This is a genomic window from Flavobacteriales bacterium (assembly GCA_025210295.1).
Classification (GTDB): Bacteria; Bacteroidota; Bacteroidia; order Flavobacteriales_D; family Parvicellaceae; genus S010-51.
The window spans coordinates 178,112-190,552 of the sequence record JAOASC010000047.1 but is presented as its reverse complement, the minus strand read 5'-3'; the positions used below and the strand labels follow the sequence as shown (position 1 = coordinate 190,552).

The 12,441-nt window shown below is 30.0% G+C and carries 14 protein-coding genes and 1 tRNA gene; 7 read left to right on the top strand and 8 right to left on the bottom strand.

From position 1 onward, the window contains the following. From N4A35_16260 to N4A35_16245, 4 genes are all read left to right on the top strand, one after another. On the top strand, window positions 1-1,018 hold a 1,018-nt coding region (locus N4A35_16260), incomplete at its 5' end, for a hypothetical protein (GenBank protein ID MCT4582967.1). Window positions 1,019-1,562: 544 nt separating this feature from the next. Beyond that, complete coding sequence (locus N4A35_16255) at window positions 1,563-2,492, top strand: T9SS type A sorting domain-containing protein (protein MCT4582966.1); 930 nt, start codon at window positions 1,563-1,565, stop codon at window positions 2,490-2,492. Between the two features lie 132 nt (window positions 2,493-2,624). Continuing rightward, a complete protein-coding gene (locus tag N4A35_16250; GenBank protein MCT4582965.1) occupies window positions 2,625-3,239 on the top strand; it encodes a JAB domain-containing protein in 615 nt (204 codons plus the stop codon). 86 nt (window positions 3,240-3,325) lie between these two features. Next, window positions 3,326-4,018 carry a hypothetical protein gene (locus N4A35_16245; protein ID MCT4582964.1) on the top strand — a complete coding sequence of 231 codons (693 nt, stop codon included), beginning with the start codon at window positions 3,326-3,328 and terminating at the stop codon, window positions 4,016-4,018. On the opposite strand, the gene N4A35_16240 is transcribed toward N4A35_16245, so the two are convergent. After that, window positions 4,008-5,393 (bottom strand): hypothetical protein, encoded by a 1,386-nt coding sequence (locus tag N4A35_16240; protein MCT4582963.1) that lies wholly within the window; start codon window positions 5,391-5,393, stop codon window positions 4,008-4,010. The two genes, N4A35_16245 and N4A35_16240, sit on opposite strands and share 11 nt — an antisense overlap. A 282-nt stretch (window positions 5,394-5,675) precedes the next feature. After that, window positions 5,676-6,317 (bottom strand): hypothetical protein, encoded by a 642-nt coding sequence (locus N4A35_16235; protein MCT4582962.1) that lies wholly within the window; start codon window positions 6,315-6,317, stop codon window positions 5,676-5,678. Between the two features lie 120 nt (window positions 6,318-6,437). Here N4A35_16235 and N4A35_16230 point away from each other — a divergent pair, with 120 nt between their 5' ends. Beyond that, window positions 6,438-6,707, top strand: coding sequence for a hypothetical protein (locus N4A35_16230; protein ID MCT4582961.1), 270 nt, complete (start codon window positions 6,438-6,440; stop codon window positions 6,705-6,707). 146 nt (window positions 6,708-6,853) lie between these two features. Here the strand turns inward: N4A35_16230 and N4A35_16225 are convergent, their stop codons facing one another. The 6 genes from N4A35_16225 to N4A35_16200 form a co-directional block, all read right to left on the bottom strand. Then, window positions 6,854-7,141 carry a GIY-YIG nuclease family protein gene (locus N4A35_16225; GenBank protein ID MCT4582960.1) on the bottom strand — a complete coding sequence of 96 codons (288 nt, stop codon included), beginning with the start codon at window positions 7,139-7,141 and terminating at the stop codon, window positions 6,854-6,856. Between the two features lie 251 nt (window positions 7,142-7,392). Continuing rightward, window positions 7,393-7,466: transfer RNA gene (locus tag N4A35_16220), tRNA-Met, on the bottom strand. Window positions 7,467-7,559: 93 nt separating this feature from the next. Beyond that, entirely contained in the window at window positions 7,560-8,027 is a 468-nt protein-coding gene (locus N4A35_16215; GenBank protein ID MCT4582959.1) for a DUF4268 domain-containing protein, read from the bottom strand. 3 nt (window positions 8,028-8,030) lie between these two features. Continuing rightward, a complete protein-coding gene (locus N4A35_16210; protein MCT4582958.1) occupies window positions 8,031-8,345 on the bottom strand; it encodes a septum formation initiator family protein in 315 nt (104 codons plus the stop codon). A 62-nt stretch (window positions 8,346-8,407) separates the two neighbouring features. Then, window positions 8,408-9,541: a T9SS type A sorting domain-containing protein gene (locus N4A35_16205; protein MCT4582957.1), complete on the bottom strand. Its 1,134-nt coding sequence runs from the start codon at window positions 9,539-9,541 to the stop codon at window positions 8,408-8,410. 4 nt (window positions 9,542-9,545) lie between these two features. Continuing rightward, the gene (locus tag N4A35_16200) at window positions 9,546-11,201 is read right to left on the bottom strand and encodes a DUF4139 domain-containing protein (protein ID MCT4582956.1); all 1,656 of its coding nucleotides are present in this window, start codon (window positions 11,199-11,201) and stop codon (window positions 9,546-9,548) included. Between the two features lie 128 nt (window positions 11,202-11,329). On the opposite strand from N4A35_16200, the gene surE reads away from it, so the two are divergent. Further along, the gene (gene surE / locus N4A35_16195) at window positions 11,330-12,115 is read left to right on the top strand and encodes a 5'/3'-nucleotidase SurE (protein ID MCT4582955.1); all 786 of its coding nucleotides are present in this window, start codon (window positions 11,330-11,332) and stop codon (window positions 12,113-12,115) included. 14 nt (window positions 12,116-12,129) lie between these two features. Beyond that, complete coding sequence (locus N4A35_16190) at window positions 12,130-12,438, top strand: hypothetical protein (GenBank protein MCT4582954.1); 309 nt, start codon at window positions 12,130-12,132, stop codon at window positions 12,436-12,438. The last annotated feature ends 3 nt before the right edge of the window (window positions 12,439-12,441 follow it).

Below are 12,441 nucleotides of genomic sequence, written 5' to 3'. Positions count from 1 at the left end.
TAAGTTAATCAAGCCTTATGTAAATAATACGTTCGATGGGTTCGAGAGTGATGTGGTGAGCTACTCATCTTATTATCCATTTGGTATGGAAATAGGTGCTTTAAGTTCGAATAGTGAAAGCTCGCGTTATGGGTTCCAAGGACAAGAAATGGATAATGAAATCAAAGGGAATGGAAACTCTGTTAATTATAAGTATAGAATGCATGACCCGAGGTTAGGTAGGTTCTTTTCGACTGATCCGTTGGAAGCAGAATATTCTCATAATAGTCCCTATGCATTTAGTGAGAATAGAGTCATTGATGGAATTGAACTAGAAGGTTTAGAAGTTGTTATATATACTGAAACTAAAGGTACTGGACATACATTTTTAACCGTTCAAAGTGGTAAGGATTTAGTTGTATATACTTTTGGACGATATGGTAAGGCATATGGAACCATTGGGGAAGGTGTTATGATTAGATATGATGGTGGGAATGCTGAAGAATATGTCTCGAAAGAATTGTTCAGGTTAGAAGCTCGAGCATTTAAGATTGACGATTTAGAAGATGATGTCAAAATAAGAAAAATGTTAGATGCGACTCTAGATAAATTTGATGCGGCTCCAACTACTTCAAATGAAAAAATTAAGTCTAATGGTAAAGTTATAGGTGTCTATGATTTATTTAGTAATAATTGTACATCTATTACATGCGATATTGTTAAGATAGGAGGTACTCAAATATTTGAAGAAGAATCTATAATAGGAATAGACTATGATGAAGACTTTTTAATACCCACTTCTCTTCAAGATTTTTTAATTATAAAAGAAGGTGATGGTGTGACTGAGGTAACTGATGAATTAAAGACACAATATACCAGCAAAAAAGATGTAAAAAAGATGGAAGGGGCAGGAAGTATGGGAGAATCTTCTGGCAGTTCAGGGGAATCTGTTGGTTCATCAGCTAATTCATCCGGAGGAGGAAGTTCAAGTGGTAATAACACAGGTTCTCTGTCTTCAGATGATATAGATGCTCAATAAATATTAGAATTGATATGAAAAAGACAATAATAGTTTTTAGTATTCTTCAAGTATCATTTATTATATTTTTCTTAGTTAGATTTTTAAGCTTAAATCTAACCTTAAAATATGAAGTTGAAGAGGAAACAATTGACCCACTTAACTTTTCTTATTCTCTATTAGACGAGTTAGGTATGTATGTTATAATAGGAATAATATTTAATATTAGTTTTTTAGTAATATTCTCCTTTTTTAAACGTACCAAAAATCGGGAAACTAACTAAACGAAACGGCTTCGCCGGTAATGTTCCAAATGGCGCTTTTGTATTCTTAGTTGTTGTATATGTTTGATTTCTAGTTGTTTATTTTTTTTTTTTTGGATGTTCAATCTAAAGTATACTGATATCTATTAGAATGAGAAAGTTTCTTAGAACTCATTAAAAAAAGTTTTTTTAAGTTCGTGTGTCAATTGTAAAAACTGCTCATTATAATATATCTATAGGAATATGCTATTGATAGTGTATGAAGGTGAAAAACTTCTATTTAATCGGAAAATGATTAAGCAATGAAAAATTATATATTATTACTTATATTAAACATATTTCTAAGTATCACAAGTATCTTTACTCAACAAGTAACCATTGATTCTTGCGATTTTGAACAGCCATGCTCTGTCATAGAGATTGATACTTCATCAAGTAACATATGGGAGCTAGGAAAACCAAGTAAAGTGCTATTTGATTCTGCTTATTCTTTTAATAGAGTTTTAATCACAGATTCTATATCTAATTATCCAATAAATAATCACTCTTCATTTATTTTGATACCGACAGATAATTATGGGGGGACAGTTCCTAGTCCTGCTGGTTGGGCAGATAATATGTTGGTAGAGTTTATGTATAAAATTGATAGTGACTCTTTATTAGATGGTGGGTATATTGAAGTATCTTATGATTATGGTCAAAGTTGGGATAATATAATTAACGACCTTAATGTTTTTATAGATTACCTTCCATACGATGATACTCTTTATAATGGTGAATATGGTGTTTCTGGTACTGTTACGGAATGGCAATATGCATCTATCAATTGGATTTGGTCAATGCCTATTAAAGCATTTACTATAGATACTTTGATGATAAGATTTAATTTTATTAGTGACGCTATAGAGACAAATAAAGAAGGTTGGATGATAGATAATTTAAGGGTGTCTTATCAAAACTATTTTGGAAATGTAGGAAGCAATAATTTTAATCAAATAAAAGCATACCCCAATCCAGCACATGAAAGTTTTACAATTAAAATAAAAGATATAGATTCTTACAATAGCTTACTTGCTCATTTAATAGATAATTCTGGTAGAATAGTTTTAACTTATCCCATTCAATACATAAATTCTCAAATTTCATTAAAAAATGTACCTAAAGGTTTGTATCATTTAATTGTTAAAGAAAATGGTAATGTGATTGGAAAATCAAAAATTATTAAAGAATAATTTTTTTTCTTGCCGATAAAAATACTCTTTTGATACATAGCTAAGTAATTATTAGAAATAAAGTAAAACTTTCTTTATGTTTACTAGTAGGTAAGAAACTGATAAAAAAATTAATAAAGTTATTTTATAATCATGAATATACAATTAAGCGAAGAAGACAAAATAAAAGTGCTTAACGGAGATCATTTGTATAGCGTTATGCAAAAGATTTTTCTAAGAGAGCAGCTAATAGATCGTAATCGCGAACATTTTTGGGTAATTGGGTTAGAAAATAACAACCGTATTTTATTCATTGAATTAGTGAGTTTAGGTTCTTTTAAGTCTGTTACTGTAGAACCTATGGAGGTTTTTAGTTTTGCTTTGCAAAAACGTGCTGCTAAGGTTATTTTATGTCATAACCATCCTACAGGAGATTTGATACCTTCTAAAGAAGATAAAGATGTTACAGATCGATTAATTCAAACAGGATTGATTGTCAATACTCCAGTATTAGATCATTTGATTATTTCGGAAAAAACTTATTTTAGTTTTAAAGTTGATGGCTTAATGGATGAATTACTATTGAGTTTAAAGTATGTGCCGCCTTATAAGATTAAGGAGAAAATGGAGAAAATGGCAAAACAGTTAAAAAACAAGGAACAAAAAATAGCGATCGAAGCTTTAAAGAAAGGCCTTGATGTAGACCTAATTGCTCAAATTACAGGCTTAGATATTGAAAAGATAGAATTACTTAAAAATAAGCATTAAAGAGTTCTTAGTTTGTTCCGAATTTGATTTTTTTATTTATCAAATACTTGATTTTATCTGCGAATTAATTCTAAAAAAGAATCATTATGAAAGGCCAAACTTTAATAGAATCTTATCAAAATATTTGGGACAAGTATAAAAACAGTTCTATAAATACAAGTACTAGAAAGTATGAAAAAAACTTGCTAGATCGCGGTTTTACTTTTCAGTTTGATGAAGGAATTAAAGATGTAGATATCCTTTTTGTTGGAATAAACCCATCTTATGATGGTGAATCAACAAACTCTAGTATTTATACAAGAGAGCAAGCTTTAGGACATTACTATTTCAAGCCATTTGGAGAAATTCAAAGGATACTAAAAGATGATTACAAAAAAGAATTAACTTGGGCACACTTAGACTTATTAGTATTTAAGGAAACGGAACAAGCTTTTATAAGAGATGTTTTGTTTAAGTCTGCTGATGGGTTAAATTTTATTGTTGAACAACTAGATATAGCCAAATCTATCTTAGAATATTTAAACCCTAAAGTAATTGTTGTATCAAATACTCAAGCAAGAACATTACTTGGAGCAGATAGGAACAATAATAAAAATATATGGATGGGCTACGAATTTGAATTTGACGAAAAACTAGGGACTAGAAAAATTGTAAACCCTAAATTAAACTCATATTGCTTCTTTACTTCTATGCTGTCAGGACAAAGAGCCTTAGATAAAGGAAGCAAAGAACGATTAATTTGGCATATAGATTATGTGTTTAACTTTATTAGAAAATAAAACAATATCCTACGGATCCAAAAAGCTTATGTTGAATTAAAGACACATTAGTTTTTTCAGGGATTTCAGAATATTTACTATCTAAGTTAAATGCGTTACTTAATCTATCCACGTAACCTGAAATGCCTCCAATATTTATAGCTAAGTTGTGTTTGTTACCAATAGTTAGACCGCCACCGTATAAAAATCGTGTTCGAACATTTTGTGTAAAAGAAAACCCTGTTCCTAAAGAAGCATGAACACCTATATTAATATTATTCTTTCGACAGAATATATATCCACCTTGTAACATAATATTTGCTCCTAATTCAAAATTATTACTTCGTTCGTTAATTAATCTATAGCTATTTACAGAGTCATTTTCATTCTGTCCAATTACAGAATATACTGAATCATTTAATCCTGCATGATAAACACCAGTTCCAACAGAGAAATAAAAGTCTCTTTGTAATGGAAAAGCTATTTTAGTGTTATAAGAAGGTAAGCGACTACCAGAGTCTAAAGGTGTTATTTTTAGATTCAAAGTAGTAAAATCATCTGTCATTTGAATAGGTAATGTTTCATATTTACCACTTGAATTATTAATAATATCATATAAAGTATTAAGTGTCTTATTTACATTTTCAGAAGATAAATTAACTTGTAATTTTGAAACAGCAGTACTTAGTGTATTAAAATCATTAACAGTTTTAATGTACTTAGAAGAGTCAATTTTTGATAATGAGTCTTTTATTTTTATTAGTTTGTTTGAGATTGAAGAAATTCCTTTGCCAATAGACTCTAAAGAATCTTTAAACTCTATTATTTTGGCGTGATATTTATCAATATATTTAATGTCTATTTTTTTGTTTGGATCATTTTTTTCTATTGAATATAGGACTTTTGACCTTTTAATATCCATGTTTGTTTTAATAGCTAAACTATCGATATCTGATGCTATATTCTTAATCAAAAATCCAAAACTAAGCAACTTAACAGAATAAAAATTAGATATACCTGTTAATTCTGAAGGTTTTTGAATCTTTTTTTTATTATTTGAATCAATTTCGTTTTTGGGAATGCTAATAACTGAACTAATAATTCCATCAACTAAAGAAGATAAGTTAGTATAAGAATTAAATAGATTAGAAGTATTAAACTCCTTAAATAAAGTACTATCATTCTTTTCTAAAGAAACTCCATAAATATTAAGGTTTATGTTATCAATTTTGACTTTGAAAAAGTCACCTTTAGCCATAGATTTTATTTTATTAGAATCTAATTTAAGGGTTTTACTCTTAAAATTATATTTAATCTCAAGCGGTTCGCTATGTTGCTGTGAGAAAGAAATATTAATTAATAGAATTGAAATTGAAAGGGATAAAAGGTTTTTCATTTTTTTATAATTTGAGATAGTTTTTATTGAATCAAAAATATAAAATCATATAGAATTATGAGCTCTTTTTAAAATAACTTTTAATACATTTTGAAGCTTTGTTGATTTCAAGATAGGCTTCCGATAATTTTTCTTCTTGTGCTTCTATACCAAGTACTATTAAAACATGATAGCAACAACTTAAAGTATTACAAGATTCATAGGAAGGTTTTTCTTAATAAGCAAAGTGTAATAGCTAAAGACTTTTCTAATGCTTATTTTTATTGGGATTGTTGTTGATACTTATGAATCTAAATTATACTTAGGGTGCCAAATTTTACTATTAATATTTTTGTTTAAGCTGAAATTAATTGCTGAAATTAAAAAATCATTAATATCCATTTCGTTTTCCTTAGCCAGATTATCTAAAAGGTAATTTACATTTTTTAAGAATTTTTTTGAAAATAAATTTAATTTCCAAGTTTTATTTTCTTTAAAATATTCTAATATGAGCCCCTCTTTTTCTTTACCGTTCTGAGTTACTTGTGCTTTTGCAGAAGAGCTGTAAAAAGTTATATGACTAATGCTAGTATTAGCATAACCATTTGATTCCATAAATCCTAAGTTAATCATTTTGGAAAAAAGTTTATTTCCTCGCATATCTTTATCAATAGAATTAGCTCTAGCAAATAGTATATATAATTTATTGATATTTGGCTCTTCAATTAATTCAATAGAATCTAAAAACAGTGCTTTGTAAACAATATTGTCCAGATATTCTAATGAGCTTATAGATAAAAAAGAACTAGCAGTGTCTCCATCTTTGTTTAAAATAGCAGTCTTATATTTCTCATAAGTTTTTTTTATTGCATGCTCTTCCTTTTTCTTATCTATTGTACAAGAAACAGATAACAATACTAAAATGAATAAAAGTGTAGCTTTCATAATTTATATTTTATTTAAATATAAAACTATTTATGTATTATGAATCCAAAAATGAGATGGTATTACATGAAGTGAGAAGCAATTTCATTGAAGTCTTGCGTATTTTATAATCAATTTTCTTTGGATTATTTAGAAAATAAGAATTCAGGTAAGTACCTTATTGCTACAAATGATTCTGCTAAAAGGAAAACTTTAATTGATAAAGTGTCTAAAGCGTTTACTCATTTTTGGAAATTAACTGGGATTGACAAAGAATTACAACTAAAAAATTTAAGGAAGACCTATTTAACTTCTTTAGCAAATCATTTTGGTGATGCAGCAAATTTAATAAGCGACCACGCAGATATAAAAGTTTTGAAAAAGCACTATATAAACAATAAAAAATGGTAGAGAAAACAAGTGACTTTTCTGTATTCCAAAGTATAAAAAGTGAGCTAATGTTTACTCCAAACAAAAAATAGTTTCTTTTAAAGAAGCCATTTTTTGTTAAAACTACAATGTTTATAGTAGTAGCGAGAAGGAGATTTGAACTCCTGTCAGCCTAGGGCTGATATGAATCCGAGCTGTTGATATTTTGGAATCAATGTATTTTTAATCCAATCTCTACCTTTTCCTGATTTAAGAAATTTTTCATGTTTAATAGCCTTTGTTTTTTGTTCAAAGAAGTCAACATAAATCACTACCCAAGGTCTATATCTAATAGTATAGCCTTTAGTAGCTAACTTATTATGAGAATAAAACCTGTTTATAAGGCTAGAAGAATACCCAATATAAATTTTATTAAATTTATTTGAGTATAGAATATAGGTAACAAATTCTTGCATAGTGGAGTAGTTTTTTAACAAAAAAAGGACTTCTATATTATTAGAAGTCCTTTCTGTTTTGAAATCTAGTAGCGAGAAGGAGATTTGAACTCCTGTCAGCCTAGGGCTGATATGAATCCGAGCTAGTAGAAATTTTAGGACTAACTATTGAAAGAGGTATTGATCTTTAATGTTTATCTGTTATTATTTATTTTACTAAACAAAAAAAGGACCTCTATATTATTAGAAGTCCTTTCTGTTTTGAAATCTAGTAGCGAGAAGGAGATTTGAACTCCTGACCTCTGGGTTATGAATCCAGCGCTCTAACCAACTGAGCTACCTCGCCTTCAAATTTGAGTTTGCAAATATAATGATTTTTTTAATTTAAACTCAAAAAGGTGATTAAAAATTTATTTTTTTGATCATCCCTAAAGAAATATTATTTCTCTAATTGTTTAAATAAGTCTTTAAATTCTTCCCAAAATTCATCTAAAGCAATCAAGTGTTTAGAAAGAAAAGGAAAAATAATATTCCAAGTTTCTTTATTATAAAGGTTAACCCCATCAATTTCAACGTAAATACGACTAATATCTTTGTTAAACGAGTTGGTGTAATTGTCAAGCCAAATCCATTCGTTCGTATTGGTGATGTCTTCAAAAACAGTTTTAACCTCTTTAAATTGTTCAAAGAAAAGCGCTCTAATTCCTGGATCATTTTGTTGAATGTCAATACAAACTTTTGCAGTTCGCTTATCTACATCCATCCTAAAGTAGATATCTTTTACTCCAGTTTTATAATTCAACCATTTACCCTTTTGACCACTTGCTGTTCTATTGTGACCAATATATTTTCCAAAACTGGTCCAAAAAAGTTTACGAAGTGCTATAGCTTCTTCTTTACCGTACATCTCTTATTCTAATTCTGTGGAATCTTTGTCAACAAAAAGATAAATCACTTCATCTTTTTTCTTCATTTTATAATTTTCTCGAGCAAATTTTTCTAACGCTTCAGGGTTGGTGGTTAACTCTAAGGTCTTCTGCTTGATGTTTTCAATGTCTTTTTCTTTTTGAATGTTATCCTCTCTTAATTTTTTAAGGTCAGATTTTAATTCGAAAAGACTAAAAATATTTGTATCCTCAATCACCAATAATACCGTCAATAATACAATGATTGAAATGAGGTATTTGTTTTTTAGATATGGCAAATATTTCTTTAGGAAATTCATAGGTATCAAAGTTACTGTGAAATCTCAGCGTGCTTAGCTCAATTTAAATTATATATAAACGATTAATTTTTAATAAATGATTGGGTGATAGCGTTTTCTTTAGAAGTCACAGAAATAAAGTAAACTCCTTTGGGAAAATTAGAAGTATCAATACTGTTGTGTGGAGTAGTAATAGCATCATTTTCATAGATGGTTTGCCCCATGGAATTGGTGATTTTAACCTTGTGCTTAATCGTGTTTGAAATATTTCTAATAATAAAGTTGAGGTAATGGTCAACAGGGTTAGGGAAGAGCTCTATAGAGAACTTTTTCTTTTCATCAATAGAAACACCTCCATAGCTGTAGGAAGATAAATAGGTATCTAATGTAATACCTGCATAAGAAATTTCTTCAGATGAAATAAAGTAGTCGAAGTCACCTTTTACAGCAATAGCTTCAATTTGAATACTTCCTGTAAGACTTACATTACATTTTGTGTTCGTTCCTTGCAAAACATTATATCCTTGAAATTGAGCCAATTCCCATAAATATTTTGAAAGAGTTGTAGATTTATAACCAATCAATAAAATAACATTGGTATTAGGATTGTAGGTTGCACCAGTAATGGTCCCCTGAGTATCAAAACTATCACGTTTTACTAAGTTATAGTTTCCGGGTGTTTTGGGTAAAGTATATAAATAGGTTTTTTCATTCAGCCAATTTTTAGAAAATAACATTAAACTATCTTGATAAGCAATCATGGCTTCGCAGTCATAGTCATTGGCATTAGGTTGAGCAGAAAAGTTGGTTTGGTCAGCATACTGAATAACGATACTATCTGCTGTGACATTAGTTTGTGTATTAAAGTCAGCTTTAGCTATTCTGTAGATGATTAAATCAGTTCGGTTTCCATTGTTATTCCCAAAATCACCAACATAAATGTAGTGATCATCTTGTGTAATATCTTCCCAGTCAACATTAGAAGCATTTGTTATACTAACTGTTCTTGTAACAGCACCTGTAATGGTGTCTATTTCATAAAGGTTAGGGCTATCGCCAGAATCATTATGGGTAACAAGTTTCCCGTTAAAAAAGATTAACCCACTGGTTTCTTTGATGCTTTGGTCCAGAATAGTGACAGCTGATGTAGAACAGTTTTGTGCAAGACTAGTCAAGGTAGTTAGGGATAACAGGAAGAAAAAGAAAAGTTTAAGCATCGTTTTATAGGTTGTTAATAGTTTGGTTTTTAGGGTACTTCACAGAGAATTTAAAGCTAACGGTTTCTGTAGAGTTTGCTGGAATTTTTAAACGCCAAGTTAGCTTTCCTGTTTTCTCATCATATTCAGCTTTTTTATTTTCAATTAATTCAACTTCGATTTCTTTAATTTTAGAAAGAGGAATTTGATCTATTACTTCAATTTCTATGGCTTGAGATTTATTATTTCGAATCGTTAATTCATAACCACGAGTCGATTTTTTATTACCTCCTAACGTACTGTTTTTACAAAAATCTTTAATTTTTTCACGCGTTACAATAATACTTTTATCTCTTCCCATTGAAACACTTAACGTATCATTGGTAATAGCAGTTTCTAAATAAGATTCCCCCACAAAAGTATTCTCGAAATAAATGTTGGCATCACCAGCCAATAAATTATAATCGCCCCATCCAACAATATTGGATAATAAAAAGGCATCATGATCCTTTCTTGGCATCGTGTAGTATTGATAACTAACAGGTAATTCATACTCCTGAATAGCTATTAAATTGGATTTTCCATCACTTTTAATTGTATAAGGCAATGCGATGTCAAAGGTGGTGTTAACAGTACTTTCTGTAACTGTTGTAGAGTTGGCAAGAGAGTTACTTGCAATTTCAAAATCAAGCTCATCATCTTCAATTTCAACCTCTTCTAAATATTGACCTTTGTCGTAGGATGGAGCAGGAGCATAAGCTGCATTTATCTTCTTACGTTTACCACTGTAGCGGTTGTTTTTTGCATAAGCAGTATAGTATTGTAAATACCATTTAGAAAATTGAGGCTGCGTATTATCATTAGATGGATTTCCTGTAGAAAGCCTTACTTTTACATTGTTCCAATCATTTCCGGTTTTTTGGTAAACTTTCCCTTTGTAAGTTAAATCTACAGGTTCTTCTAAATTGTTGGAACGAATATCATAGAATGGAACCCAACCAGCACGATTAACAACAAAAGTAAGTTCTATTTTAGCACTAGCTCGTTGAGAAGCTGTAAGGTTTACAGTAATCTCTCCAGTGTTTTTTACCGTATTATAATACAACGAACGTTGTTTCTTTAAACGGGCAATTGCAGCATTTAATTCTTTTTTATTTCTCTTAATATCCAATAGCTTTGTTTCAATATTTGCTAGGCGCTCTCTGTAAAAATCTGCAGCATCCATTAAGTCTTCAATGTCTACGCCTGTATTGGCTCCTCCCATTTTTTTATTGGTTAGTAACAAACTTTTTTCTTCATTGTAAACACGCTCATAAGACTGTCTAATCTGTAATTTGAATTCTAAGTTTTCGATACTGTCATTGATTGCTTGAACTTTTGGAGATTTAGCAATGTTTTTCTTTTCTAGGTAGTTAATCTCATGGTTAACCGAAACAATAGTCAAGGCCTTGTTGTTCGCTTTGACTTGAATGCTATTGGGTTGAATATATGGAGATAAGTCTACAAATTTTAATTCATTCGTTCCTTTGTCGACAGAAACAGTAGCTTTTCGTTTGATTTCAGCACCGTTTAAAAACACCGTAACTTCATCAATTTTAGCATCAACCGTTTTAGTTTCTTGAGCAAGAAGAAGGTTAAAAGACGTTAAAAGAGCAATCGTAAATAAGAGTTTATGTATCATTCTTAGTATATTGTATTATATGGATAAACATTTTTTATAAAGTAAATACAAATGTAATGTCTAAAGTAGTCTCAAAATCAAATACAAATAGTTATTTTTACACAATTAATCTATATTATTAAAATAAAATGAATAATTCTCAGGAAAGACCACTAATATTAATCACCAACGATGATGGTTTTACAGCACCAGGAATAATGGCGTTGGTTAAAGCTGTAGAGGAATTTGGAGAAATTATGATTGTAGCACCTGATAGCCCTCAATCAGGTATGGGGCATGCCATTACGATCAATAATCCTTTGAGAATTCACAGTACACATTATTTTGGTGAGCATGTTGCCTACAACTGTTCAGGAACGCCTGTCGATTGTGTCAAAATTGGAATCTATCAATTGGCCAAAGAAAAGAGAAAACCAGATTTGATATTATCAGGGATTAATCATGGATCTAATGTCTCAACCAATGTCCTGTATTCAGGAACCATGTCAGCGGCAATCGAAGGTGCTTTGAGTGGAATTCCAAGTATTGGCTTTTCATTACTCGATTACAGCCTAGAAGCTGATTTTTCTGTTGCCCAACATTTTGTAAAAAAAATAGTAAAAGATGCTTTGGATAATCCAATGAAAGAGGGAATTTGTTTAAATGTTAATATTCCTAAATTACCTTTGGAAGAAATTAAAGGGATCAAAGTAGGCAAGCAAGCAAGAGCTTTTTGGGATGATACGTTTGATGAAAGAGCAGATCCATTGAAGAAAAATTATTATTGGTTAGCAGGAGAATTTCATAATTATGATGAAGGAGAAGACACGGATATGTGGGCGTTAGACCATCAGTATGTATCGGTCGTTCCCACTCAATATGATTTAACGGCCTATGATTGTATACAAGGGCTTAAGGAACAACTAGAAAAATAAGGAAACGTATGTCAATGAAATATCAATTATCTTGGATAAATAATTTTTGGGTAGGTATAGGAACGGGATTGATTTTACCAATTTTTGGTTTCTTATTATCAAAAGAAGTAAAATTACCAGCATCTACTTTAGAGCAGTATTGGAGAATTTTTATAACAGCAGATTTTCAAGTGAACAAGGAAATTATTGTGTTTTCATTGTTGCCGAATATGTTGTTGTTTTACATTTTGTTTTTTAGAATAAAAACAGATAACTCAGCGAAAGGATTGGTGTTAGTTACATTGATATTAGGAGCGTTATCATTCTTCCTAACAGCTGATTAGTCT